The 24107-nt window shown below is 66.9% G+C and carries 24 protein-coding genes and 1 tRNA gene; 16 read left to right on the forward strand and 9 right to left on the reverse strand.

The features are described 5' to 3' along the window. From VOI27_RS11940 to VOI27_RS11950, 3 genes are all read right to left on the reverse strand, one after another. A partial coding sequence (locus VOI27_RS11940; protein ID WP_323765574.1) for an IS110 family transposase occupies positions 1–363 on the reverse strand: 363 nt, incomplete at its 3' end. A gap of 315 nt (positions 364–678) precedes the next feature. Next, on the reverse strand, positions 679–1362 hold the full coding sequence (locus tag VOI27_RS11945) for an ABC transporter ATP-binding protein (protein WP_323765575.1): 684 nt from the start codon (positions 1360–1362) through the stop codon (positions 679–681). Continuing rightward, complete coding sequence (locus VOI27_RS11950) at positions 1355–2653, reverse strand: lipoprotein-releasing ABC transporter permease subunit (RefSeq protein WP_323765576.1); 1299 nt, start codon at positions 2651–2653, stop codon at positions 1355–1357. The genes VOI27_RS11945 and VOI27_RS11950 overlap by 8 nt, the downstream gene beginning before the upstream one ends. Positions 2654–3099: 446 nt before the next feature. Between VOI27_RS11950 and VOI27_RS11955 the strand changes: the two genes are divergently transcribed. Continuing rightward, positions 3100–4209, forward strand: a complete 1110-nt coding sequence (locus tag VOI27_RS11955; protein WP_323765577.1) for a pyridoxal phosphate-dependent aminotransferase — start codon at positions 3100–3102, stop codon at positions 4207–4209. Between the two features lie 40 nt (positions 4210–4249). After that, positions 4250–4648 (forward strand): DUF2177 family protein, encoded by a 399-nt coding sequence (locus tag VOI27_RS11960; RefSeq protein WP_323765578.1) that lies wholly within the window; start codon positions 4250–4252, stop codon positions 4646–4648. On the opposite strand, the gene VOI27_RS11965 is transcribed toward VOI27_RS11960, so the two are convergent. Beyond that, positions 4649–5392, reverse strand: coding sequence for a rhomboid family intramembrane serine protease (locus VOI27_RS11965; RefSeq protein WP_323765579.1), 744 nt, complete (start codon positions 5390–5392; stop codon positions 4649–4651). It abuts the gene before it with no gap. A gap of 50 nt (positions 5393–5442) precedes the next feature. Next, on the reverse strand, positions 5443–8883 hold the full coding sequence (gene putA / locus VOI27_RS11970; RefSeq protein WP_323765580.1) for a bifunctional proline dehydrogenase/L-glutamate gamma-semialdehyde dehydrogenase PutA: 3441 nt from the start codon (positions 8881–8883) through the stop codon (positions 5443–5445). A gap of 108 nt (positions 8884–8991) precedes the next feature. Here putA and VOI27_RS11975 point away from each other — a divergent pair, with 108 nt between their 5' ends. The 3 genes from VOI27_RS11975 to VOI27_RS11985 all read left to right on the forward strand — a co-directional run bounded on the left by VOI27_RS11975 (position 8992) and on the right by VOI27_RS11985 (position 10246). Next, positions 8992–9468 carry an Lrp/AsnC family transcriptional regulator gene (locus tag VOI27_RS11975; RefSeq protein WP_323765581.1) on the forward strand — a complete coding sequence of 159 codons (477 nt, stop codon included), beginning with the start codon at positions 8992–8994 and terminating at the stop codon, positions 9466–9468. Between the two features lie 30 nt (positions 9469–9498). Next, on the forward strand, positions 9499–10107 hold the full coding sequence (locus VOI27_RS11980; RefSeq protein ID WP_323765582.1) for a hypothetical protein: 609 nt from the start codon (positions 9499–9501) through the stop codon (positions 10105–10107). 53 nt (positions 10108–10160) lie between these two features. After that, a tRNA-Leu gene (locus VOI27_RS11985) sits at positions 10161–10246 on the forward strand. A 33-nt stretch (positions 10247–10279) separates the two neighbouring features. On the opposite strand, the gene VOI27_RS11990 is transcribed toward VOI27_RS11985, so the two are convergent. Both VOI27_RS11990 and irrA read right to left on the reverse strand, forming a co-directional pair. Continuing rightward, positions 10280–10537 (reverse strand): hypothetical protein, encoded by a 258-nt coding sequence (locus tag VOI27_RS11990; protein ID WP_323765583.1) that lies wholly within the window; start codon positions 10535–10537, stop codon positions 10280–10282. A gap of 95 nt (positions 10538–10632) precedes the next feature. Then, a complete protein-coding gene (gene irrA, locus VOI27_RS11995) occupies positions 10633–11055 on the reverse strand; it encodes an iron response transcriptional regulator IrrA (protein WP_323765584.1) in 423 nt (140 codons plus the stop codon). Positions 11056–11242: 187 nt separating this feature from the next. Between irrA and fabA the strand changes: the two genes are divergently transcribed. The 5 genes from fabA to VOI27_RS12020 all read left to right on the forward strand — a co-directional run bounded on the left by fabA (position 11243) and on the right by VOI27_RS12020 (position 17069). Further along, positions 11243–11752 carry a bifunctional 3-hydroxydecanoyl-ACP dehydratase/trans-2-decenoyl-ACP isomerase gene (fabA, locus tag VOI27_RS12000; RefSeq protein WP_323765585.1) on the forward strand — a complete coding sequence of 170 codons (510 nt, stop codon included), beginning with the start codon at positions 11243–11245 and terminating at the stop codon, positions 11750–11752. 290 nt (positions 11753–12042) lie between these two features. Further along, positions 12043–13929 (forward strand): PhoX family phosphatase, encoded by a 1887-nt coding sequence (locus VOI27_RS12005; protein ID WP_323765586.1) that lies wholly within the window; start codon positions 12043–12045, stop codon positions 13927–13929. A gap of 403 nt (positions 13930–14332) precedes the next feature. Further along, positions 14333–15562 (forward strand): beta-ketoacyl-ACP synthase I, encoded by a 1230-nt coding sequence (gene fabB / locus VOI27_RS12010; protein WP_323765587.1) that lies wholly within the window; start codon positions 14333–14335, stop codon positions 15560–15562. Between the two features lie 7 nt (positions 15563–15569). Continuing rightward, positions 15570–16361: an enoyl-ACP reductase gene (locus tag VOI27_RS12015; protein ID WP_323765588.1), complete on the forward strand. Its 792-nt coding sequence runs from the start codon at positions 15570–15572 to the stop codon at positions 16359–16361. A gap of 63 nt (positions 16362–16424) precedes the next feature. After that, the gene (locus VOI27_RS12020; RefSeq protein WP_323765589.1) at positions 16425–17069 is read left to right on the forward strand and encodes a hypothetical protein; all 645 of its coding nucleotides are present in this window, start codon (positions 16425–16427) and stop codon (positions 17067–17069) included. Between the two features lie 4 nt (positions 17070–17073). Here VOI27_RS12020 and VOI27_RS12025 read toward each other — a convergent pair whose 3' ends face one another. After that, positions 17074–17943: a hypothetical protein gene (locus VOI27_RS12025; RefSeq protein WP_323765590.1), complete on the reverse strand. Its 870-nt coding sequence runs from the start codon at positions 17941–17943 to the stop codon at positions 17074–17076. A gap of 106 nt (positions 17944–18049) precedes the next feature. On the opposite strand from VOI27_RS12025, the gene miaB reads away from it, so the two are divergent. Beyond that, positions 18050–19381, forward strand: coding sequence for a tRNA (N6-isopentenyl adenosine(37)-C2)-methylthiotransferase MiaB (gene miaB / locus VOI27_RS12030; RefSeq protein WP_323765591.1), 1332 nt, complete (start codon positions 18050–18052; stop codon positions 19379–19381). Positions 19382–19637: 256 nt separating this feature from the next. Here miaB and VOI27_RS12035 read toward each other — a convergent pair whose 3' ends face one another. Next, on the reverse strand, positions 19638–19979 hold the full coding sequence (locus VOI27_RS12035) for a hypothetical protein (RefSeq protein ID WP_323765592.1): 342 nt from the start codon (positions 19977–19979) through the stop codon (positions 19638–19640). A 515-nt stretch (positions 19980–20494) separates the two neighbouring features. On the opposite strand from VOI27_RS12035, the gene VOI27_RS12040 reads away from it, so the two are divergent. From VOI27_RS12040 to VOI27_RS12060, 5 genes are all read left to right on the forward strand, one after another. Beyond that, complete coding sequence (locus VOI27_RS12040; RefSeq protein ID WP_323765593.1) at positions 20495–21091, forward strand: OmpA family protein; 597 nt, start codon at positions 20495–20497, stop codon at positions 21089–21091. Positions 21092–21104: 13 nt separating this feature from the next. Then, positions 21105–21416, forward strand: a complete 312-nt coding sequence (locus VOI27_RS12045; protein ID WP_323765594.1) for a hypothetical protein — start codon at positions 21105–21107, stop codon at positions 21414–21416. Positions 21417–21563: 147 nt separating this feature from the next. Continuing rightward, the gene (locus VOI27_RS12050; RefSeq protein ID WP_323765595.1) at positions 21564–22580 is read left to right on the forward strand and encodes a PhoH family protein; all 1017 of its coding nucleotides are present in this window, start codon (positions 21564–21566) and stop codon (positions 22578–22580) included. A 66-nt stretch (positions 22581–22646) separates the two neighbouring features. After that, positions 22647–23183: an rRNA maturation RNase YbeY gene (ybeY, locus tag VOI27_RS12055; RefSeq protein WP_323765596.1), complete on the forward strand. Its 537-nt coding sequence runs from the start codon at positions 22647–22649 to the stop codon at positions 23181–23183. Next, the gene (locus VOI27_RS12060) at positions 23183–24106 is read left to right on the forward strand and encodes a hemolysin family protein (protein ID WP_323765597.1); all 924 of its coding nucleotides are present in this window, start codon (positions 23183–23185) and stop codon (positions 24104–24106) included. The genes ybeY and VOI27_RS12060 overlap by 1 nt, the downstream gene beginning before the upstream one ends. Position 24107: the final 1 nt, after the last annotated feature.

A 24107-nucleotide genomic window follows, 5' to 3' on the forward strand; every position in this document is an offset into this window, starting at 1 on the left:
CTGCCGCCGTCCGGGGCCCGGCGGCAGGCTCGGAGGCAAGTCCAGCGCCGCGCCCATCGCCCTCAGGACCCGCGCGTCCACCCGGTCGGTCTTGCCGATGATCCCGCAGGCCCGTGCAAAGTGCCGCGCCCGCGCCGGATTGACGCTGTGATGGGCCACGCCGGCGGCCTCAAGCGCATCGCGCAGCGGCCAGGAATAGCGTCCGGTGGCCTCGAAGACGACAAAGGCGCGGCGCTGCGCCAGGTCCTGCGCGAAGGCCGCGAGGGGCGCCGGCTGGTTGGCGATCTGGCGGGGCGCGCCGCCCGGTCCGCAGACATCCAGACGCTGTTTCGAGACGTCGACTCCGACGATGAAGTGATGCATGATAGCCTCCTGTCCCTGTCTGTACGGGGTCTGTTTGCGCAGCCCCAATCAACCGTTCAGGCTGACGACCAAGAATGCGGACGGCTCCCAATCCGGCACACGGGCTCTTGCCCAGGGACCTCACGGGATGCCGTCCGCACCTCCATTATACAGAAAACTGGTTAGACAGGGACCTCCTGCGCGCAACCCGCGGTGAGCGTCAGGACGAGATCGTGCCTTTTGCGCTCTGACCCTCGGCTGTCCCGACCGATGTGACGTTTGGCATGGCGGAGCCGGGAGGCCCCGGCGCGGCGGCCGGGGCGGGGTCTCGCGGGGTCAGGCCGGGGCGAGGTGGCCGTCGGTCATCCGCAGCTGCCGGTCCATCCGCGCCGCCAGCTCGAGATTGTGGGTGGCGATCAGCGCCGAGAGCCCGGTTTCGCGCACCAGCCCCATCAGCGTGTCGAACACCGTGTCGGAGGTCGCCGGATCGAGGTTGCCGGTGGGCTCGTCTGCCAGCAAGAGCCGCGGCTGGTTGGCCAGCGCCCGGCAGAAGGCCACCCGCTGCTGCTCGCCGCCCGAGAGCGCGCCGGGGCGGTGATCGGCGCGGCCCTGCAGGCCGACCGAGGCCAGCAGCTCTGCCGCGCGCGCCTGCGCGGCGGAGCGCGCCACGCCGTTGGCCAGCTGCGGCAGAACGACGTTCTCCTCGGCGCTGAATTCCGGCAGCAGGTGGTGAAACTGGTAGACGAAGCCCACGTCGCGCCGCCGCGCCGCGGTGCGCTTGCGGTCGCTGAGCCGGGTCATCTCCTGGCCGCCGATCCGCACCGAGCCGGCATCCGCCGTGTCCAGCAGCCCGGCGATATGCAGCAGCGTCGACTTGCCTGCCCCGGAGGGCGCCACCAAGGCCACCACCTCGCCCGGTGCAAGGCGCAGGTCGACGCCGCGGAGCACCGTGACCGCGTTCTCGCGGCCCTTGTTGTAGGTCTTTTCGACCCCTTCGAGGGCCAGCACCGGATCACTCATAGCGCAGCGCCTCCACCGGGTTGAGCCGCGCCGCGCGGCGGGCAGGAAAGATCGTGACCACGAAGGACAGCCCCAGCGACAGGGCCACTGCCGAGAGCACATCGCCAAGTTCGAGCTTGGCGGGCACGGCGTAGAGCCCGCGGATCTCCGGATCCCAGACACCGCCGCCGGCCACGTAGTTCACCACCGAGAAGATCTCGTCGATGTAGATCGCGAAGAGGCTGCCGAGGATCACGCCCATGAGCGTGCCGATCAGCCCGGTGAAGGCGCCGCAGATGAAGAACACCCTGAGCACCGAACCCTCGGAAAGCCCCATGGTGCGCAGGATGCCGATGTCGCGGCCCTTGTTCTTGACCAGCATGATCAGCCCCGAGACGATGTTCATCGCCGCGATCAGCACCAGGATGGCGAGGATCACGAACATCACGTTGTCCTCGATCTCCAGCGCCCTGAGGAACGCCCCGCTGGCATCCCGCCAGGTCCAGACCAACGCCCGCTCGCCCGCGGCCTCCAGCAAGGGCAGCGCGTGGCGGTCGACCGCGTCGGGATCGTCGACCATGACCTCGAGCTCGTCGGCCACGCCTTCGCGGTTGAAATAGCTCTGCGCCTCGGCAAAGGGCATGTAGATGCGGGTGCGGTCGATGTCGTAGCGCCCGGCGGTGAAGACATAACCCACCTCGTAGGCCTGCACCCGCGGCGAGGTGCCGAAGGGCGTCTTGACCCCGTCGGGCGAGATCAGCCTGATCCGGTCGCCCACCGTCACCCCCAGTTCGCGCGCCACGCCGGAGCCGATGGCCAGCCCCGGTCCGAACCCCGCAAGCGTGCCCTGGCTGGCCTCGGGATCGGCAACGCGCGGGATGGTGGCCAGGTCATCGGCGGCGATGCCGAAGACCTCGACACCGGAGTTGCGGCCATTGGCGGTGGCCATCACCTGGCCCTTGACCAGCGGCGCGGCCCGGGTGACGAACGCGAGCGCCGAAACCCGCGCCTGCAGCGCCGCGAAATCCGCGATGCTGCGCTCGATCTGGCCGAACTCGTTGACCTCCTGCTGGTAGTAGACGGTGACATGGGCATTGGTGCCGACGATGGTGTCGACGAATTCCTCGCGAAAGCCCGAGCGCACCGCCAGCGTGGCGATCAGCGCAAAGACCGCCAGCGTGATGCCGAGCAGGCTGATCCAGGTCATGGTGCTGACGCCGCCCTCGGCGCGCTTGGCGCGCAGGTAGCGCCAGGCGATCATCCATTCGAAGGCCGCAAACGGGGCGGGGGTGCGCGGGGTGGCTCTGCTCATCGGCTTTCCTTGTTTCGCGCGGAAAGTGGGGAAAGGGGCGGTGAGGGTCAAGCGGGGAATGGCACGGCGGCGGCGGGGTGGCGCGATTGTGCGGTGCGGCGCGGTCGCGGGCGGGCCGCCGGTGTCGCGGTACTGGCTGGCTGGGGAGCCTCCGGCGGGAGTTTATTTGGCAAGATGAAGGGGGAGCGGGGTGCGGGGTCGCCCGTGCCTGCGCGCCGGGCAAAGGGTTTGATTTGGGTGAGTAGCGCCTTTTATGCGCGGCGCCGGGCTGTGGTGCGGGCGAGGAAGCCTCCGGCGGGAGTTTGGTGGGCAAGATGAAGGAGGAGCGGGGTGGGAGATCGCTGGCGTTGGCAGAGCCGCGGGCGGGAGAGTATCTGGTGGGGTGAGGTTGGCGCGGAGTGGCGGATGGCTTGCATCCGGCAGGAGGCTCGGGATAGGTCTGAGGCATGAGAGGTCCGCGTTTCACCCCGATCGTTCAGGCCTTGCCGGCCACCGTGCCCTTTGTCGGGCCCGAGCAGATGGAGCGCGACCGCGGGGCGCCCTTCGCGGCGCGACTGGGGGCGAACGAGAGCGTTTTCGGGCCGTCTCCTCAAGCGCTGGCGGCGTTGCAGGCCTCGGCCGGCGAGATCTGGAAATACCCCGACAGCACCAGTTTCGAGCTGCGCCACGCGCTGGCTGACGACCTGGGGGTGGCGCCGGAAAATATCGTCGTCGGTGCCGGGATCGACGGGCTGCTCGATTCCACCGTACGGCTGATGGTGGGAACCGGCGATCACGTGGTGACCTCGGACGGTGCTTATCCGACCTTCAACTTCCACGTCGCGGGCTATGGCGGCACCCTGCACAAGGTGCCCTATCGCGACGATCACGAGGACCCGGACGCGCTGCTCGCCAAGGCGCATGAGGTGGGTGCAAAGCTGGTCTACCTGTCCAATCCCGACAACCCGATGGGCACATGGCTTTCGGCCGAGAGGATCGAGGCGATGATCGCCGCGTTGCCCGAGGGCTGCGTTCTGGTGCTCGACGAGGCCTATGTCGAGTTTGCGCCGGCGGACGCGGTGCCGGCGCTGGATGTGACCGACCCGGCGGTGCTGCGGTTCCGGACCTTTTCCAAGGCACATGGCATGGCCGGGGCGCGGGTCGGCTATGCGCTTGGCCGGTCCGATGTAATCGCCGCCTACGAGAAGGTGCGCAATCATTTCGGCATGAACCGTTCGGCGCAGATCGGCGCGCTGGCGGCGCTGCGCGACCACGACTGGCTGGCGCATGTGCAGAGCGCGGTGGTGGCGGCGCGCGAGAGCATTGCGGCGATCGCGCGGGACAACGGGCTGGTGCCCATACCCTCGGCCACGAATTTCGTGGCGGTTGATTGCGGCGGTGACGGTGATTTCGCCCGCCGGGTGCTGGGCGCGCTGGTGGCGCGCGGGGTCTTTGTGCGCATGCCCTTCGTGGCGCCGGAGGACCGCTGCATCCGGATCAGCGCCGGCCCGCCCGAGATGCTCGACGCGCTCGCCGCGGCGCTGCCGCAGGCGCTCGAGGCGGCGCGAAACGGCTGAGCGCTCTGGTCATCGCCCGGGCGCGGCCTATCTTCGCTGCATGCAGATACTCATCCTCTATGTCGCCACGGCGGTGGTGTTTCTCGGCCTCGATGTTCTCGGGCTGCGGTTTCTGATTCGGCCGGTCTTCGAACGCCACATCGGCGACCTGCTGGTCGACAGCTTCCGGTTTGTCCCGGCGCTGGTGTTCTACCTGTTTTACGTGGTCGGGGTGTTGTGGTTCGTCAGCCTGCCGGCGCTGCGCGAGAACGCCCCGGTGCAGGCGGCGCTGGGCGGGGCATTTCTGGGCGCGCTGGCCTATGGCACCTACGAGTTCACCAATCTCGCCACGCTCAAGGGCTGGTCCTGGCCGATGGTGCTGACCGATCTGAGCTGGGGCATCTTCCTCACCGGCTTTGCCGCCTGGGCCGGGGTGATGATCACCCGCGCCGTGACCTGATCAGCGCCGGCGCTTGCCGGCCCGTGGGATCGAGCTGCGCGACAGTGTATATTTTGCCTCGGGATGCGGCGGATGGCCGTGGGTCTGCGACCAGAAGCGCGGCCCGCCCAGGCGCATCCAGAGCGGCAGGCAGAGCACGATCCCGGCGATGAAGCCGCCGGCATGGGCCCAGTAGGCCACGCCGCCCGAGTCGCCCGGCGTGCCGAAGCCGCCGAACAGCTGCAACCCAAACCAGAGCCCCAACATGATCCAGGCCGGCAGTGGGATCACCTTGAAAAAGACGATGAAGATCAGCAGGATGTCGACCTTGGCCTTGGGAAACAGCAGCAGGTAACCGCCCATCACCCCGGCAATCGCGCCAGAGGCGCCGACCACCGGCACCATGGATTGCGGCGCGCTGGCCCATTGCAGCGCCGAGGCCGCCAGCCCGCAGACCAAATAGAATCCGAGATAGGGCAGGTGGCCCATCTCGTCCTCGATATTGTCGCCAAAGATGAACAGGAACAGCATGTTGCCGGCGATATGCATGAAGCCGCCATGCAGGAACATCGAGCTGATCAGCCCGGTGTAACCCTCGCCGGCGGTGATCCGCGCCGGGATCAGCGCGTAGTCCCAGTAGAAGAACGACAGCGTCCGGTCGTCCATGTCGACGTAATGCAGGAAGACGAGGATATTGATCGCCATCAACCCGTAGGTGACGAAGGGCGTGCGGCCGGAGGGGTTGTGATCGCGGATCGGGAACATGGGGGGAAGCTTGGGACTTTCCCCCCGAAGGTCAAGGCATTACCCGCGGCTCATGACATTCCCGAGAGCAGGGCCGCATTGCCGCCAGAGGCCGTGGTGTCGACGCAGACATGGCGTTCGTGCACCACGTGGCCCTTGTCCGGCAGGCCGGTGATCAGCGGCAGGATCGGGCCGTCGCGCCGGGCCAGCGCCCTGGCATAGGCGCGGCCGGTCTCGGCCCCGCCCCACCAGAGCGCGCCGGAGATGCGGGAAAGCGTGGTCAGCGCCTCGGGCTCCAGCGCGCCGCCGACGCGGATGCCGGTGCCGCCAAGCGCCTCGACCGCGGCCTTTTGCGCCTGCGCCGCGGCGTCGCCCGGCCCGAGGCAGAGCAGCGGCGGGCGGGGCAGGGCGGTCAGCCGGTTCGATTCGCCGGTCGGCCCGGGCAGCGACAGTGGCGGGTCGGCCTCCGGCAGGGCGCGGGCCTTGAGCGCCTCCTGCAACGCCAGCGGGTCGACCTGGGCGCCGGCCTCGGCCTCGGCCTCGGTCTGCGGTGCCGGGTGGCTGCAATAGCGCGCCAGGTAGTTCGGTCCGCCGGCCTTGGGCCCGGTGCCGGACAGACCCTCGCCGCCAAAGGGTTGCGAGCCGACGATGGCGCCGATCTGGTTGCGGTTGACGTAGATGTTGCCGGCGTGGATGCGTTCCGAGACATGCTGCACCCGGTCGTCGATGCGGGTGTGCAGCCCGAAGGTCAGCCCGTAGCCGGTGGCGTTGATGGTGTCGATCACCTGATCGAGCTGTTCCGCCTCAAAGGTGGCAAAGTGCAGGACGGGGCCGAAGATCTCGCGCTGCATTTCCTCGATACCGTTCACCCGCAGCAGGGTGGGGGGGATGAAATAACCGTCTTTCGGCACCGCGATCTGCTTGATGATGCGGCCCTCGGAGGTCGCCTTGGCGATGTAGTCGGCAATGCCGGCCTGTGCCTCGGCGTCGATCACCGGGCCGAGGTCGGTCGAGAGCTGCCAGGGCCGGCCGGGCCGCAGCGCCTCCATCGCGCCCATCAGCATCTCGATGAACGGACCGGCAATGTCGCGCTGCACGTAAAGGCAGCGCAGGGCCGAGCAGCGCTGGCCGGCGGATTGGAAGGCGCTCTCGATGATCGCCTGCACCGCCTGTTCCGGCAGGGCGGTCGAATCGACGATCATCGCGTTCAGCCCGCCGGTTTCGGCGATCAGCGGCGCGCCGGGGGCGAGGGTGTCGGCCATGGCGCGGCGGATCTTCATCGCGGTCTCGGTCGAGCCGGTGAAGGCGACGCCATCGACGCGCGGGTCTGAGGTGAGCGCTGCGCCGGTGTCACCGGCGCCGGGCAACCATTGCAGCACCTCGCGCGGCACGCCGGCCTCGTGCAGCAATTCAACGGCGCGGCAGGCGATCAGCGGCGTCTGTTCGGCAGGTTTCGCCAGCACCGCATTGCCCGCCGCCAAGGCCGCCGAGACCTGTCCGGTGAAAATCGCCAGCGGGAAGTTCCACGGGCTGATGCAGGTGAAGGTGCCGACCGGTGCGTCCGAGGGCGCATTGGCGGCGTAGTAGCGCAGAAAATCCACCGCCTCGCGCAGTTCGGCGACGGCGTCGAGCAGGGTCTTGCCGGCCTCGCGGGCGACCAGTGCGAAGATCTCGCCGTAGTTGGCCTCGTAGAGATCGGCGGCCTTCTCGAGGATCGCGGCGCGCGCCTCTGGGGAGGCGTCCCAGGGTCGGGCCCCGGCCAGCGCGGTCTCGCAATCTGCCGGGCTGGCAAAGCGCACCGCGCCGACGGTTTCCGCAGGCTGCGCCGGGTTGGTCACCGCGACGGCCGCCTGCGGGGCAGCAGCGCCGGCCAGCAGAGGCGCGGCCTGCCACTGGTGCGTCTCGAAAGGCGCGCGGGCCGCGTCGATCTCTGCCAGCGTCGGGCGGTGCGACAGGTCCCAGCCGCGGGCGTTCCCCCGCTCGGGCTGGAACAGCTCCGGGCCGCGCGGCAGGTGCGGCTGCGCCTCGTCGAGCGCGTCAAAGGGATCGCGGGCGACGACCTCTGGCGGCACGTCTTCATCGACAATCTGGTTGACGAAGGAGGAGTTGGCGCCGTTTTCCAACAGCCGCCGCACCAGGTAGGCCAGCAGGTCCTTGTGCGCGCCGACGGGAGCGTAGATCCGGCAGCGCGTGCCCTCGGCCTTCAGCACGATGTCGTGCATGGCCTCGCCCATGCCGTGCAGCCGCTGGAATTCAAAGGCATCGCGGTCTTTGGCCATGTCGAGCACCGCGGCCACCGTATGTGCGTTATGCGTGGCAAACTGCGGATAGATCCGGTCGGTCATGTTCAAAAGCCGCCGGGCGTTGGCGATATAGCTCACGTCGGTGGCGGGTTTCGAAGTGAAGACCGGGAAGCCCGCGAGCCCCTCGACCTGCGCCAGCTTGATCTCGGTGTCCCAGTAGGCGCCCTTGACCAGCCGCACCATGATCCGGCGGTCGGTCTCTTCCGCCAGCGCATGGAGGTACTCCAGCACCGCGCCGCAGCGCTGGCCAAAAGCCTGAACCACCACGCCCAGGCCCTCCCAGCCGCCAAGACCCGGATCGCGCATCAACCGTTCGATCAGGTCGAGCGAGAGCGACAGGCGGTCGGCCTCCTCGGCGTCGATGTTGAGCCCCATCTTGCGGGCGCGCGCCATCAGGGCCAGGTCGCGCAGGCGGGGGTAGAGCTCTGCGGCGACGCGATCTTTCTGCGCCTCCTCATAGCGCGGATGCAGCGCCGAGAGCTTGACCGAGATGCCGGGGTTCCGGCGCACGTCGTCTGAGTGGCAGGCAGCGCTGATCGCCTCGATCGCGCGGCCATAGGCGGCGTGATAGCGCATCGCGTCGGCATCGGTGCGCGCGGCCTCGCCCAGCATGTCATAGCTGTAGGTATAGCCCTTCTGCTCCATCGCCGAGGCGCGTTTCATTGCCGCGCGGATGTCTTCGCCCAGCACGAACTGCCGGCCCATCTCCTTCATCGCGCGGCCGACCGCGGTGCGGATCACCGGCTCTCCCAGCCGTTTGACGGCGGCGCGCAGGTGGCCCACCGGGCCGGGCTCGGCATCCTCGCGCAGCACCCGCCCGGTCAGCATCAGCGCCCAAGTCGAGGCATTGACCAGCGGCGAGGTCGAATGGCCCATGTGCCGGCCCCAGTCCGAGGGAGCGATCTTGTCCTCGATCAGCGCGTCGATGGTCTCGGGGTCGGGCACCCGCAGCAGCGCCTCGGCGAGGCACATCAGCGCCACGCCCTCGTCGGTCGAGAGGCCGTATTCGGCGAGGAAGACCTCCATCATCCCGGGGTCGGAGCCCTCGCGGATGCGGCGCACCAGCGCGGCGCCGGCGACCGAGATGCGCGCCCGGTCCTCGGGCGAGAGCGCGGCGGTCTCGACCAGCTCTGCCACGGTCGCGGCCTCATCGGCATAGGTCAGCGCGTCGATGCGGGCGCGCAGCGCTGCCAGATCGGTATGTGTCATGCGAATCCTCGTTATCCTGTTTGCGCAATGTAGCGCGATTTTACTGGCCCTTTCGCCTGATGTTGGCTTATCTAGAGGTCATATCGATCGAAATTACAGGTGTTTCCAGTGCAACTCGACCAGATAGAACTAGACCGCTTTGACCGCGCCATCGTCACCGTCCTGGCCGAGGATGGCCGGATCTCCATCACCGACCTGGCCAAGCGCATCGGGCTGTCGAAATCCCCCACCCAGGCGCGGCTCAGAAGGCTGGAAGAGGCCGGGGTGATCCGCGGCTACCGGGCGCTGCTCGACCCGATCCGGCTGGGGCTCGATCACGTGGCCTTTGTCGAGGTGCGGCTCGAGGACACCCGCGAGGCGGCGCTGGCAAGCTTTGCGGCGGCGGTGGCCAAGATCCCCGAGATCGAGCAATGCCACCTGATTGCCGGCAATTTCGACTACTTGATGAAGGTGCGGACCTCGGACATGCGGGCCTATCGCAAGGTGTTGGCCGAGAAAATCTCGACCCTGCCGCATGTCTCGAACACATCGACCTATGTGGCGATGCAGGCGATCAAGGAGAGCGGTCTCGGCGATGTGACTTGATCGCTGGCACCGGCGTGTCACCATTAAGGCATGTCGCGCCTTGCCCTTGTCCCCGCTTTCGCCCGCCTCACGTTGACACCTGTCGCGGCGGGGCTGGTCACGCTGGCACTGCTGCTGCCACCCCCGGCCCGGGCCGAGACCTGCCCGGCGGCACCGGACCATGGCGGGCGGCTGGACGTTCTGTTCGACGAGGTGCAGGCGGCGCCCAGTGCCGCCGCGGCGCAGCGGGTGGTGAACCGGATGTGGGACCTCTGGGCCGATGCGCCGGATGCCCGGGCGCAGGAGATCCTCGACCGCGGACTGCGGCGGCGCGGGGCGCAGGATTTCCTTGGCGCGCTGCAGGATTTCGAACGGTTGATCGCCTATTGCCCGGATTATGCCGAGGGCTACAACCAGCGCGGCTTCATCCGCTTCATCCAGCGCGACTACGCGGCCGCGCTGATCGATCTCGACCGGGTGCTCGCGCTCAGCCCGCGGCATGTGGGGGCGCTGACCGGCCGGGGGCTGACGCTGATGGCGCTGGGCCGGAGCGATGCGGCGCGTGCCGATCTGCTGGCGGCGCTGGCGCTCAATCCCTGGCTGCCGGAGCGGCGCTTTCTGGACGCGCTGCCGCCGGCGGAGGCGGAAACCGATCTCTAGGTGAATTTTGCGGTTTTCCACCGCGTCCGGGGGGCTTATGGTCGGCCCCGCTGGCCCGCGTGGTGGAATGGTAGACACAGGAGACTTAAAATCTCCAGGCCTTATGGCCGTGCCGGTTCGATCCCGGCCGCGGGTACCAGCCTGTGATCCCCGCCCGGCGTTCGGTGGTCGCTCAGATCGCTCTCGGGTCCATCACGCTGGCCCAGCGGGTGTGCATTCTGGCGCCGTTTGCCTCCAGCGCGTTGTGCAGCCAGAGCCGCAACCACGCCAGGGTGACCGCGCCGAACATCATGCATCCGCCGGCCATCAGGCCCTCGGCCCGCTGCTGCGCGACCCCGGCAAAGAGATGCCAGCTCGCGGTAATGAAGAGTGCGATCATGGCGGCCATGAGAAGCCAGGATGCGGTGTTCTTGAATGTGAGTTTCGCCATTTTGTCCTCTGGCAATTTGTTGCGCCCCAGATACATCTTTGGCGCGAATTGCGGCGGAACTGCGGCCGGTCTGTGGAATTGCCGGGCGCGGGCGATCAGCGCTCCTTGCGGCGCAGCCTGATCACCACGTCGACGCTGGCGATCTCGGCGCCTTCCGGCGCATCGGGCAGCGCCACGATCTTGAGCTGGTCGGCCGGGGCGTCGGTCAGATGGCCGTCGTCCTCCCAGTAGAAATGCGGGTGGTCATGGGTGTTGGTGTCGAAATAGCTTTTCTGGCCGTCGACAGTGACTTCCTGCATCAGCCCGGCCTCGCAGAAGGCGCGCAGGGTGTTGTAGACGGTGGCCAGCGACACGCTTTCGCCGGCCTCCTGCACCTTGGTGAACAGGCTCTCGGCGGTGACATGGCGGTTCTTGCCGTCGCCCACCAGAAGCTGCGCCAGGGTCAGCCGCTGCCGCGTCGGACGCAGACCCGCGCCAGAGAGCCAGGTGGCTCCGCGGGACAGTGCTGGGGACGTCATGATCGTGCCTCGCTTGCTTGCTCGCATTCAATATAGGGGGCTTCGCCGGCGGTTTTCAATGACGAGCTGTCGCGCCGGGGCACTGTTTCACCGGCAAACGGCTGAAAAGGCTGCGGCCTTGCATGGATTGCCGCGGGAATGCTAGACCGGAGCGCAGAATTGATGACCCTTCCAGAAAGGCGCCTGAATGGCCGATTATCCCAGCAGCTTTGACAAAGACGACCTTCTGAAATGCGCAAGGGGCGAGCTTTTCGGCCCCGGCAATGCGCAGCTGCCGGAACCGCCGATGCTGATGATGGACCGGATCACCGAGATCTCGGGCGATGGCGGCGCACACGGCAAGGGCCATGTCGTGGCCGAGTTCGACATCACCCCGGACCTGTGGTTCTTTGACTGCCACTTCCCCGGCAACCCGATCATGCCGGGCTGCCTCGGTCTTGACGGGCTCTGGCAGCTGACCGGCTTCAACCTTGGCTGGCGCGGCTGGCAGGGCCGGGGCTATGCGCTGGGCGTCGGCGAGGTCAAGCTCACCGGCATGGTGCGGCCCGACCGCAAGATGCTGACCTACAAGGTGGATTTCACCAAGGCACTGCAGACCCGCCGGCTCACCATGGGCGTGGCCGACGGCATCGTCGAGGCCGATGGCGAGGTGATCTATCAGGTCAAGGACATGAAGGTCGCGCTGTCGGAGAGCTGATCCGCAGGATTTGAGGCGCGCATTCGACGCCGGCGGTGGAGCCCTCACCGCCGGCGTCTGCATGTCTGGCAGGTGGTGGAATTCGGGGGCTCTGCCCCCCGGCCAGCGGCCGCCCCCCGGAGGTTTATCTGGCAAGATGAAGCAGGGGAGCGGCGCGCAAATCGCGGCGTAACCGCAATGTCATGAGGGGGTCGCAAAAGCGTTACGATCCGGGCTTAGGCGCTGGGCGGACCGGTGCTGCCAGATGGCGGCGCGTCACTCAGCCAGATTACACAGCAAGGAACACTCACATGGTGGACAAATCGCTCATCGACCTTTCCTGGGACGATTTCGACGAACAGCGCGATCCGCGCCCCGCGGGCAATGACTTCGACAAGGTGGTCGACCGCGCGATCTCGCGCCGCGGCTTTCTTGGCGGGGCGCTGGCCTTTGGCTCGGGGGCCGCGGTCTTTGGCAGCGGGTTGATGTCCTCGACCACCGCGGCGCGGGCGCAGGGCGCATCGGGCTTTGCCTTCACCCCGATCGGGATTGCCACCGACCACGAAATCCATGTGCCCGAGGGCTATGCCCACAAGGTGCTGGTGCGCTGGGGCGATGCGCTCTGGTCCGAGGCCGAGGGTGCCTATTCGCCCGAGACCGGCGTGTCGGTCGAGATGTCCGACAAGGTCTTTGGCGAGAACACCGACGGCATGGAGCTCTTCGAGGTCGATGGCCGCGAGGTGATCGCGGTGAACTCGGAATACGTCAACCCCAAGATCAACCTGCCCGCCGCCTCGGAGGGCGTGCCGCAGTCGGCCGATGAGGTCACCCTGCTGAAGAACCTGCAGGGCGTGACGGTGATGGAAGTGACCCGTGGCGAGGACGGCTACCAAGTGGTCAAGGACAGCCCGCTGAACCGCCGCATCACCCATGAAACCGAGATGACCCTCGAAGGCCCGCTGGCCGGTCATGCGCTGGTCAAGACCAATGCCGATCCCGAGGGGCGCACCGTCAAGGGCACGATGAACAACTGCGGCTCCGGCCGCACGCTCTGGGGCACCTATCTGACCTGCGAAGAGAACTTCAACGGCTATTTCGGCGCCACCGGGGCGGAGCCCGTGGGCGAGGGCTATGCCCGCTACGGCATCGGCGGCGAAGGTCGCTATGCCTATGAGAAGTTTGACGCGCGCTACGACCTGAGCCAGGAGCCGAACGAGCCGAACCGCCACGGTTTCGTCACCGAGATCGACCCGGCCGATCCGACCTCGACGCCGAAAAAGCGCACCGCGCTGGGCCGCTTCAAGCATGAGAACGCGGCGATGGTGCAGGCCTCCGACGGCCGGGTCGTGGTCTACATGGGCGACGACGAGCGCGGCGAGTTCCTCTACAAATACGTCTCGAACGGCACCTGGGAAGAGGGCCAGGACGGCGGCGATCTGCTCGATGACGGCACGCTTTATGTGGCGAAGTTCAACGACGACCAGACCGGCCAATGGCTGGCGCTGACGCCCGAGACCACCGGCATGGACCTGCCGGAGATCCTCGCCTTTACCCGCATGGCGGCCTCGGCGGCCGGCGCGACCACCATGGACCGTCCCGAATGGGTCGCGGTCAACCCGCTCAAGGCCGAGGCCTATGTGGCGCTGACCAACAACTCGCGCCGGGGCGAAGGTGCCAGCAATGCCGGTGGCGACGACATGTCGGTCAATGCGCCCAACCCGCGCGAAACCAACAACTACGGTCAGATCGCGCGCTGGACCCCCGAGGGCGGCAATCACGCGGCGGATGGGTTCTCTTGGGACCTCTATGTCATGGCCGGCAACCCGGCGGTCTATGACAACGCCTATGCCGGCTCCGAGAATGTGACCGAGGGCAACATGTTCAACTCGCCCGACGGCATGGTCTTCTCCTCGGACGGGATGCTCTGGATCCAGACCGACGGCGATGACGACAACGAGGGCGATTTCGAGGGCATGGGCAACAACCAGATGCTGGTGGGCAACCCCGAGACCGGCGAGATCGCGCGCTTCATGACGGTGCCGAACGGGGCCGAGGTGACCGGCCTGTGCTTCTCGCTCGACAAGACGGTGGCCTTTGTCGGCGTGCAGCACCCGGGTGGCGCATGGCCCGATGGCGAGGGTGCGCCGCGGTCCTCCGTGGTGGCCGTGTGGCGCGAGGATGGCGCGACCATCGGCTGAGGCTGATTGCGGGACTAACGACGCGGCGCCGGGGTTCCGGCGCCGCGTTGCGTTTGGAAGGGGGCGACGACGGGAGCCGCGCAGCGACGGGCCGCGGTGCGGCAGTGGTGTGTGGCAGTTTATGCCGCAAAGCCCGTACGCCATCCGACAGTCACACAGGTGGCAGCCAAATCGCCGCGCCTGGGGGCGGCGTCATGCCAAAGGCATGCCTCCGGCATGACGATGCGCGGAGGCATGCGGCCTCGTTTAACGCGCTGGGTTGTTCATCGCCAGCGTGACACAAAGGGAGGGTCTGCCCTGTCCACCGGCCCCGTAACGCACCACCTCAACAAGCCCAATCCGCTTGCCCCATCCCCCCCGCCTGTCCTACACAGGGCGCCAACAAGCCAAAGGGAGTGCGTTCATGCGCCGTGTCGTCGTCACCGGGTTGGGGATCGTTTCCTCCATCGGCAACAATGTCGAAGAGGTCCTCGCCTCGCTCAAGGCCGGCAAGTCCGGCATCACCGCCAATGAAGAGATGAAAGAGCATGGCTTCCGCAGCCAGATCGCCGGCGACATCAAGCTGAACGTCGCCGATCACGTCGACAAGCGGACCCTGCGCTTCATGGGGCCGGGCGCGGCCTATGCTCATATCGCCATGGGCCAGGCAATCGCCGACGCGGGGCTTGAGGAGGACGATGTCGTCAACCCGCGCACCGGTCTGGTGGCAGGCTCCGGCGGGCCCTCGACCTCTGCCATGCTGGCGGCGCATCAGACGGTGCTGAAAAGCGGCGCGACCAAGCGGATCGGGCCCTTCGCGGTGCCCAAGACCATGTGTTCGACCGTCTCGGCCAACCTTTCGACCGCCTACAAGATCAAGGGCATCAACTACTCGATCACCTCGGCCTGCTCGACCTCGCTGCATTGCATCGGCAATGCCGCCGAGCAGATCATGATGGGCAAGCAGGACGTGATGTTCGCCGGCGGCGGCGAAGAGCTCGACTGGACGCTGTCGTGCCTGTTCGACGCGATGGGTGCGATGAGCTCGAAGTTCAACGACACGCCCGAGAAGGCCTCCCGCGCCTTTGATGCGGACCGCGACGGGTTCGTCATCGGCGGCGGCGGCGGCATGGTGGTGCTGGAAGAGCTGGAACGGGCCAAGGCGCGCGGCGCCAAGATCTATGCCGAGGTCACCGGCTATGGCGCCACCTCTGACGGTGCCGACATGGTGGCGCCCTCGGGTGAAGGCGGCGAACGGGCGATGCGCGTGGCGCTCTCGACCCTGCCGGAGGGGCGCAAGGTCGGCTACATCAACGCCCATGGCACCTCGACCCCGGTGGGCGACGTCGGCGAGATCGAGGCGGTGCGCCGGGTCTTTGGCGAGGGCTCTACCCCGCCGGTGAGTTCCACCAAGTCGATGACCGGCCACAGCCAGGGCGCCACCGGCGCGCAGGAGGCGATCTATTGCCTGCTGATGCTCGAGCATGATTTCATCGCCCCGTCGATCAACGTGGACAACCTCGATCCGGCGCTAAAGCCCGAGGAGATCGCCACCTCTCTGGTCGAGAACGCCGGTCTCGACAGCGTGATGACCAACAGCTTCGGCTTCGGCGGCACCAACGGATCGATGATCCTGAGCAAGTACAACGGGTGATCTGATCATGTCTCATTCCTTGAAGGGCAAACGCGGGCTGGTCATGGGCGTCGCCAACGAACGCTCTATCGCCTGGGGGATTGCCAAGGCGATGGCCGAGGCCGGTGCCGAACTGGCCTTTACCTATCAGGGCGAGGCCTTCGGCAAGCGGGTCGAGCCTCTGGCGGCCTCGGTGGGTTCGGATTTCCTCGTCGATGTCGACGTGACCGACGATGCCTCGCTGGACGCAGCCTTCGACAAGCTCGGCGCGCGCTGGCCGACGATCGATTTCCTGGTCCATGCCATCGCCTTTTCCGACAAGACCGAGCTCACTGGCCGGGTGCTCAACACCTCGCGGCAGAACTTCAAGACCTCGATGGACATCTCGGCCTATTCCTTCATCGAGGTCGCCCGCCGGGCGCATCCGCTGATGGTGGAAAACGGCGGCACGCTGCTGACGCTCACCTACATGGGCTCGAACCGGGTGACGCCGAACTATAACGTGATGGGCATCGCCAAGGCGGCGCTCGAAGCTTCGGTGCGCTACCTCGCCAATGACCTCGGTCCCGAGGGCATCCGCGTCAACGCGATCTCGCCCGGCCCGATGAAGACGCTGGCCGGGGCGGCGATCGGCGGTGCGCGCAAGACCTACAAGCATACCGACCAGAACGCGCCGCTGCGCGCCAATGCCACGCTCGAGGCGGTGGGCGGCACGGCGGTCTATCTCGCCTCCGATGCCGGGGCCTGCACCACCGGAGAGATCATCCGCGTCGATGGCGGATTTCACGTTCTGGGCATGCCGCAGGCGGAAAACCTGTAGCGCGCCCCAACTCCGGCAATTTCCCGCCCCGTTCCTGCCAAGGAGCTGGGCTAGCTTTTTGCCATGACACCTGATCAAGCCCTCAAGACCGCCATGATCGGCGAGACCGCCCCGACCCGGCGCCGCGCGCGGCCCGCACCGGCGCGCAAACCGGCCTCGCGTGGCTTTCGCTGGACGGTCAGGCTGCTTTGCCTTGCGCTGTCGTTGATGATCACCCGCGGTCTGATGCAGACGCCAGAGGTGCGGGCGCTCTGGGACGAGGGGCTTGCCACGGTGCAGGCTTTCCTCGCCGAGGAGCGCGCCCAGGTCGAGGCCAGGGCCGCCGCGGACGCGCTTGATGCGATGGGGGAGGGCGCGCCCGACGCGCCACCGGTGGCGATGTTCGCCGATCGCGTCACGGTCAATCGCAACACCGGCTCGGCCGCCCCAAGGGTGCTGAGCGGCGCGGTCGAGGATGTGCTGGCCGGCAATGCCTTTCTGCTCGAAGACGTGCCGGTGGTGCTCGACGGTCTCACCTGTGGCGCACCCGGCAGTGACGCCGGGCGCAAGGCCATGCGTGGCCTGCAGCAGCTCACCCGCGCCGAGCGCCTGCGCTGCACCGTGACCGGCCGGGCCGGGGACCATGCGGTCAGGGCGCTCTGCAGCCTCAAGGGCGGCGGCGACCTGTCCAGCCAGATGCAGGCCGAGCGGCTCTGCACCGCGAGCTAGGGCGTCAGAACCACTGCCCGGGCTCCATCAGCCCCAGATCCAGCAATTGCCGCGAGTGCCATTCGAAGGGCACCGAATTGTGCCAGGTGAAGCCGGCGATGTCATAGGTCGAACCGGGATTGAGCTTCAGCGCCTTGGCGGTGCGGAACGAGGCCACCGCCGCCGTCAGGTTGTGATGCCAAGGGCAGGCGTAGGTGTTGTATTCCTCGTCGGAGAAGGTGTGATCGGGCCGCATCACCAGCTTGGGACTGGCCCGAAAGATCGAGATCCGATCGATCTTGCGCCGGGCCGCCGGCACATGTTCCTCGTAGCGCCAGCGCAGCCCGCCGTGGAAATCCAGCTGCCGCTCCTTGGGATGGCCGTGGTTCTCCGGATCGGGCCGGGCCTGGGCGTAATAGCCGGTTCGGTCGAGATGCGCATTCTCCAGCGAGACCGCGTTGCGATGTCGTTTCAGGTCGCCGGCATAGAGATCGACCACGTAGCTCAGCATCGCGTCGCGCCGCTCCTCGGCGTGAAAGGCCAGCATCTCGCCGATGGTCCGGGTCTCGCAGAACGGATAGAACAGGTACTCGGCATTGTAGCAGTAATAGAGCCAGCTATCGCCCGCGTGCGGGATCACGGCGTTGACGATGGCCGCGATGCCGCCGTCGCGGACGTGGCTGTGGTCGACCCGGTGGATGCTCTCGACCAAGTCCTCGGGCAGGACGATCCGCGGTGGCATGAAGGCCACCACCGCACGGAACCCCTGATACTGGTGGTGGCGCAGGGTCGAGGCGACCTCGGCCTCGTCCTCGCAGAGGATCAGCGCCACCGGCCCGCGGGCCAGCGCCGGCTTGCCCCGGTCGAGGAAATCGGAAAGCGACGAATACTGCATCAAGGCCTCGTTTTGCCGCAGACTCGGTGAATTTTGTGTGCATTGCAAGAGAGGGGTCTTTTGCTGTAGGCACCCGGCTCAGACGCGCGTCCGAGGAATCCCAGAAATGTCCGACCTGAAGCCCGCCCCGAAGAAGCTGTTCATCAAGACCTACGGCTGTCAGATGAACGTCTATGACAGCGAACGCATGGCCGAGGCGCTGGGCGGGCAGGGCTATGTCGAGACGCAGTCCCCCGATGACGCCGACATGATCCTGCTCAACACCTGCCACATCCGCGAGAAGGCCGCCGAGAAGGTCTATTCCGAGCTTGGCCGCTACAAGGGGCTGAAGGCGGAAAAGCCCGACCTCAAGATCGGCGTCGCCGGCTGTGTCGCCCAGGCCGAGGGCGCCGAGATCATGCGCCGCCAGCCGCTGGTCGATCTGGTGGTGGGGCCGCAAAGCTATCACCGCCTGCCCGAGATGGAGGCGAAGACCCGGCAGGGCGTCACGGCGCTCGACACCGATTTCCCCGAGGAGGACAAGTTCGAGCGGCTCAAATCCCGCCCCAAGGCAGCGCGCGGCCCGACCGCCTTTCTCACCGTGCAGGAGGGCTGCGACAAGTTCTGCGCCTTCTGCGTCGTGCCCTACACCCGTGGCGCCGAGGTCTCGCGCCCGGTCGCGCAGGTGCTCGCCGAGGCGCGCGACCTTGTCGCGCGCGGGGTGCGCGAGATCACCCTGCTGGGCCAGAACGTCAACGCCTACCATGGTGCCGGCGCGGGCGGCGACTGGTCGCTGGCACAGCTGGTGCGGGCGCTGGCCGAGATCGACGGGCTGGCGCGCATCCGCTACACCACCTCGCATCCCAACGACATGGGCGACGACCTGATTGCGGCGCATGGCGAGTGCGACAAGCTGATGCCCTACCTGCATCTGCCGGTGCAGGCCGGTTCCGACAGGATCCTCAAGCGGATGAACCGCGCCCATACCGCCGAGAGCTACCTGAAGCTGATCGAGCGGCTGCGCGAGGTGCGCCCCGATCTGCACCTGTCTGGCGATTTCATCGTCGGCTTCCCGGAAGAGACCGAAGCGGATTTCCAGGCGACGCTCGATCTGATCCGCGAGGCCCGCTACGGCACCGCCTTTTCGTTCAAGTATTCCACCCGCCCCGGCACCCCCGCGGCCGAGCGCGCTCAGGTCGCCGAAGACGTCAAGAGCGACCGCCTGCAGCGCCTTCAGGCGCTGGTCAGCCAGCAGCAACGCGAGCTGCAGGACGCCATGGTCGGCCGCGACGTCTCGGTGCTGTTCGAGAAAGCGGGCCGTCTGCCCGGCCAGATGGGCGGCAAGTCGGAATACCTGCATGCGGTCCATGTCGCCGATGCCGATGTCGCCCGCGGCGAGATCGCCCGCGTCCGCATTACCGACAGCGCCGCCAACTCCCTTGCCGGCGTGCTGGTCTGATCGGCCACAAACCGCGCCGCTTCCCGCTTCATCTTGCCAAGAAACCTCCGGGGGAATCGCCGCCTGCGGCGATGGGGGCAGAGCCCCCGATTGCCCCCTCTCCACCGCGCGCAAAGATCAGCCATAGAGCCACCCCGCCACGTAGGGCGGGTTTCCAACCCACCGCCCACGTAGGGTGGGTTTCCAACCCACCTAACGCCACGAAAAAGGGCGCGCCCCAAGGCCCGCCCTCATTCACGCCCAAGACCGCAAGGTCTCAGTAATTGTGCTTCCGGTGCGACGCGCGGTCGCGATAGATGCTGAGCATGGTCGCCTTCAGCCCCTCCGGGTTGCCGACCAGCGCCTTGTCGCGGCAGACCCGCTCGGCAATGGCATGGGCGGTCGGATACTCGTAGCCGACCGACACCAGGCTGTCGACGAAGACGGCGTTCGGACGGTCCCAGATCACCTCGTTCCAGGGGCCGCGAAAGCAGCTCACGACGATCCTGTTGCCGGTGGGGCCGTATTCGGCGTGGTGTTTCTTGTGGTGCTTGCCGCCCGCAATGGCGGGGGCCGCGAGCGCCGCAACAACGGCGGCAAGTACAATTGCTTTTTTCATGTCATTTACCCTAACCTAAGTCGAAGGCCAATTCTTCGGCCAAGCATACGCCCAGACAAGCGCCGGCGATCCCGTTTCGCAAGGGGACCGGATCGGCGCATCTCAGCGAGCCGGCGCATCTCGGCGAGACTGTCCGCAAGACTACGTCCACGTTAACGTTTCTGAAAGACAATTTTAACTTTGTTGCGCCTGTCGCATCAAACCCGCCATATCAGGCCGATTGTCCGCGCAATCTCGGCAATTCAATTGGTTACCGCCGGCGCCGCGGATTTCGGCGTCCGCGACGGGGATCGTGTAACTGTCTGAGAATATTTGCACTATTTTGCAACCAAGAGGCCGTGCAGACGGACGATATAGCGGAACACCCTGCAAGCTACCGCAATATCTGGTTTTTCTCCTTCACAGCCTTCAATTGTTTGCTAATGTGTTGATGTCAAATGAGTTCAAGCTCCGGGCCAGGCGATTCTCTCGTCTCGGGGCTTCCGGGGGAAACGCTTTTCACAAGGGACATTGCCGTGGGGATCACAATCACCAAAGCCTTTCGGGTCGCGGCCAGCGGATGCGCCGCCCTGGCCGCCGCCGCCCTGCTCTCGGCCAGCATGGCCAGCGCACAGGGATTCGGGCGGGACACGCCGTCGCAGGGCGGTCGCGATCAGGGCCAGTACATACCCAACATCGTGCTCACGCCGGATGGCTGCGAGGTCTGGGCCGCCGATGACGGCGCCGAGGGCTATGCCTCCAACCGGCTGACCCGCAAGGGCACGCCGATCTGCCACGACGTCACCCCCTGCGGCATGGTCAACACCGACCAGTTCTTTGCCACCGACAGCTACCGCATCTACGCTCAGGGCCGCGCCCGGCTGCAGGCCTTCTTCCGCGGCTCGACCGCCTTTGCCTATACCATCGTCGGCCATACCGACAGCCGCGCCAGCCATGAATACAACCAGCGGCTCAGCTACAACCGCGCCATCGCGGTGGCCAAGGTGGCGGAATCGGTCGGCGCCCGCATCGCCGACGTCCGCGGCATGGGCGAAACCGCGCCGGTGGCACCGAACAGCTCGACCGAAGGCATGGCGCGCAACCGCCGCGTCGAAATCCTGTGCTTCCAGTAAGGGGACAAGCGACATGAAAATCGTCAAACTCTGTGCCGCCCTCTCGCTGGGCTTCCTGGTCTCGGCCTGCGACGAAGGGCTGCGCGGCTATCCGGCCGACAAGTCGATCGACCGCGGCATCAACGCGCATTCGCTGAAATCGCTGAAATGGGGCGTCTATGTCGACCCGGACGGCTGCGACCACTGGATCTCCGACGACGGTGTCGAGGGCTACCAGGTCAACCGGCTCGACCGCTACGGCAAGCCGGTCTGCTCCGGCGTCGCCCCGCCGACCTATACCGCCGGCGATTTCAAGGGCGGCTCGCCGATCCCCGATCCCAACTGATCGGGGTGCCAGCCAGTGACCATCGATACAGCCGCGGCGCTTCTCCGCGGCTGTTTTTCGTGACCCGGCAATGACATTTCCATCCGCCCCCTTGCCAAGCCCGGCGCACTCGGCCACGCTCGAGGCAGATATCCGACGGAGACCCCATTGAGCGCACCGCATCTCGACGACCCGATCACCCCTGACACCCTTCAGGAGACGGTGCTTGAGTTTCCCGACAACCGCTTGCTGATCGACCTCTGCGGCGAATTCGACGCCAACCTCGCCGCCATCGAGCAGCGGCTCTCGGTGCAGATCCTGCGCCGCGGCAACCACCTCGCCCTGATCGGCGAGACCGAGGCCCGCGCCGGCGCCGCGGCCCTGCTCACCGCGCTCTACGAGCGGCTCGAGGCCGGTCGCCCGGTCGAGATTGCGGATATCGACCGCGAGCTGCGGATGGGCAACAACCCCGAGGCCGGCGGGCCGCAGGGCGGTGACCAGCTCGACATGTTTCCCAAGGGCGCGGTCGAGATCAAGACCCGCAAGAAACTGGTCGAGCCGCGCACCGACGCCCAGAAGGCCTATGTCCGCAGCCTGTTCGAGAAGGAGCTGGCCTTCGGCATCGGCCCGGCCGGCACCGGCAAGACCTATATCGCCGTTGCCGTCGGGGTGAACATGTTCATCAACGGCCATGTCGACAGGATCATCCTGTCGCGCCCGGCGGTCGAGGCCGGCGAGAAGCTGGGCTACCTTCCCGGCGACATGAAGGACAAGGTCGATCCCTACATGCAGCCGCTCTACGACGCGCTCAACGATTTCCTGCCGGCCAAGCAGCTGGCCAAGCTGCTCGAGGAAAAGAAGATCGAGATCGCGCCGCTGGCCTTCATGCGCGGCCGCACCCTGTCGAACGCCTTCGTGGTGCTCGACGAGGCGCAGAATGCCACCTCGATGCAGATGAAGATGTTCCTGACCCGTCTGGGCGAGGGCTCGCGCATGGTGATCACCGGCGACCGCACCCAGATCGACCTGCCGCGCGGGGTGCAGTCGGGGCTGGCCGATGCCGAACGGCTGCTCAAGATGATCCCCAAGATTTCCTTCAACTACTTCACCGCCAAGGATGTCGTCCGTCACCCGTTGGTCGCCGCCATCATCGAGGCCTATGACAAGGACGCCGAGAAACCCTGATCCGCTCCTCTTTCATCTTGCCAGAAAAACTCCGGGGTCCGGGGCAGTGCCCCGGCGACAGGCCACATGCTCACCGAAACCATCCTTGAAGACGACCGCTGGCAAGAGGCCGGCCTTGATGCGTTGGCCGAGGCCGCGGCGCGCGCGACGCTTGCCCACCTGAACCACGACCCCGCGGGCTACGAGATCGCCGTGCTGGCCTGCGACGATGCCCGCATCGCCGTGCTCAACGCCGATTTCCGCGGCAAGCCGCAACCCACCAACGTGCTGAGCTGGCCGGAGGAGGATCTCGCTCCGGAAGAGGCCGGCGCAGACCCCGAGGAGCCGCCGCAAGGCGGCGAGGAGGACCCCCATCACCTCGGTGACATCGCCATCGCCTGGGAGACCTGCACCCGCGAAGCCGCCGAGCAGGGCAAGCCATTTGCCGCTCATGTCAGCCATCTGCTGGTGCATGGGGTCTTACATCTGCTGGGTTTTGACCATATCCGCGACAAGGATGCCACTTTGATGGAGGCATGTGAGCGTGCCATACTTGGCAAACTGGGCATTCCAGACCCATATGGGAGCGATCAGGGCCGGCCCGGCCCGCAACGGACAGAATGATGGACGACACAGACCCAAGCTCTAACGCGGCGCAAAGCGCGCATTCCGACACCGAGACCGACAGCAGCCCGCGCCCCGGCCTCTTCAGCCGGGTATTCTCGGCGCTGCGGCCCTCTGACGGCGAAGACGAGACCGAGACCGGCAATGGTCACGCGCTGCCGATGCCCCAGACCCACGGCATGATCAACCTCCGCCGTCTCGCGGTCGAGGACGTGGCGATCCCCAAGGCCGATATCGTCGCCGTGCCGGTGACCATCACCCGCGATGACCTGGTCGACGTGTTCCGCGACAGCGGCCTGTCGCGGCTGCCGGTGTTCAACGGCACGCTCGACACCCCGGTCGGCATGGTTCACCTCAAGGATTTCGCCCTCAAGCACGGTTTCAACGGCAAGGGCGGCCGGTTCTCGCTCAAGGCGATGCTGCGGCCCTTGCTCTATGTGCCGCCGTCGATGCCGATCGGCGTGCTGCTGACCAAGATGCAGGCCGAACGCCGCCACATGGCGCTGGTGATCGACGAATACGGCGGCGTCGACGGTCTGGTGACCATCGAGGACCTGATCGAACAGGTGATCGGCGAGATCGAGGATGAACACGATCTCGACGAGGACAAGAACTGGACGGTGGAGAAATCCGGCACCTACCTGGCGCTGGCGAAGACCCCGCTCGACGAGTTCCAGGCCGAGATCGGCATGGATCTCACCGCCACCGATGCGGTTGACGCCGAGGAGATCGACACCCTTGGCGGGCTGGTCTTCGTGCTGGCCGGCCACGTGCCGGCGCGCGGCGAGATGGTGCCGCATCCCGACGGACCGGAGTTCGAGGTGGTCGATGCCGATCCGCGCCGCATCAAGCGGCTGCGGGTGCGGTTGCAGGCGCTGCCACGGACCGGCCCCGAGCAGCACGCCGTCGCTGACGCCACCTGAG

Origin of the sequence: Marinovum sp., assembly GCF_034669705.1 — a bacterium.
In the GTDB taxonomy this organism is placed as follows: domain Bacteria; phylum Pseudomonadota; class Alphaproteobacteria; order Rhodobacterales; family Rhodobacteraceae; genus Marinovum.

Excerpts from the sequence above, each read along its gene's own strand:
- VOI27_RS11945 (WP_323765575.1), bottom strand. The coding sequence starts at position 1,362 with ATGAGTGATCCGGTGCTGGCCCTCGAAGGGGTCGAAAAGACCTACAAC.
- VOI27_RS11950 (WP_323765576.1), bottom strand. The coding sequence starts at position 2,653 with ATGAGCAGAGCCACCCCGCGCACCCCCGCCCCGTTTGCGGCCTTCGAA.
- VOI27_RS11955 (WP_323765577.1), top strand. The coding sequence starts at position 3,100 with ATGAGAGGTCCGCGTTTCACCCCGATCGTTCAGGCCTTGCCGGCCACC.
- VOI27_RS11960 (WP_323765578.1), top strand. The coding sequence starts at position 4,250 with ATGCAGATACTCATCCTCTATGTCGCCACGGCGGTGGTGTTTCTCGGC.
- VOI27_RS11965 (WP_323765579.1), bottom strand. The coding sequence starts at position 5,392 with ATGTTCCCGATCCGCGATCACAACCCCTCCGGCCGCACGCCCTTCGTC.
- putA (WP_323765580.1), bottom strand. The coding sequence starts at position 8,883 with ATGACACATACCGATCTGGCAGCGCTGCGCGCCCGCATCGACGCGCTG.
- VOI27_RS11980 (WP_323765582.1), top strand. The coding sequence starts at position 9,499 with ATGTCGCGCCTTGCCCTTGTCCCCGCTTTCGCCCGCCTCACGTTGACA.
- VOI27_RS11990 (WP_323765583.1), bottom strand. The coding sequence starts at position 10,537 with ATGGCGAAACTCACATTCAAGAACACCGCATCCTGGCTTCTCATGGCC.
- irrA (WP_323765584.1), bottom strand. The coding sequence starts at position 11,055 with ATGACGTCCCCAGCACTGTCCCGCGGAGCCACCTGGCTCTCTGGCGCG.
- fabA (WP_323765585.1), top strand. The coding sequence starts at position 11,243 with ATGGCCGATTATCCCAGCAGCTTTGACAAAGACGACCTTCTGAAATGC.
- VOI27_RS12005 (WP_323765586.1), top strand. The coding sequence starts at position 12,043 with ATGGTGGACAAATCGCTCATCGACCTTTCCTGGGACGATTTCGACGAA.
- fabB (WP_323765587.1), top strand. The coding sequence starts at position 14,333 with ATGCGCCGTGTCGTCGTCACCGGGTTGGGGATCGTTTCCTCCATCGGC.
- VOI27_RS12015 (WP_323765588.1), top strand. The coding sequence starts at position 15,570 with ATGTCTCATTCCTTGAAGGGCAAACGCGGGCTGGTCATGGGCGTCGCC.
- VOI27_RS12020 (WP_323765589.1), top strand. The coding sequence starts at position 16,425 with ATGACACCTGATCAAGCCCTCAAGACCGCCATGATCGGCGAGACCGCC.
- VOI27_RS12025 (WP_323765590.1), bottom strand. The coding sequence starts at position 17,943 with ATGCAGTATTCGTCGCTTTCCGATTTCCTCGACCGGGGCAAGCCGGCG.
- miaB (WP_323765591.1), top strand. The coding sequence starts at position 18,050 with ATGTCCGACCTGAAGCCCGCCCCGAAGAAGCTGTTCATCAAGACCTAC.
- VOI27_RS12035 (WP_323765592.1), bottom strand. The coding sequence starts at position 19,979 with ATGAAAAAAGCAATTGTACTTGCCGCCGTTGTTGCGGCGCTCGCGGCC.
- VOI27_RS12045 (WP_323765594.1), top strand. The coding sequence starts at position 21,105 with ATGAAAATCGTCAAACTCTGTGCCGCCCTCTCGCTGGGCTTCCTGGTC.
- ybeY (WP_323765596.1), top strand. The coding sequence starts at position 22,647 with ATGCTCACCGAAACCATCCTTGAAGACGACCGCTGGCAAGAGGCCGGC.
- VOI27_RS12060 (WP_323765597.1), top strand. The coding sequence starts at position 23,183 with ATGGACGACACAGACCCAAGCTCTAACGCGGCGCAAAGCGCGCATTCC.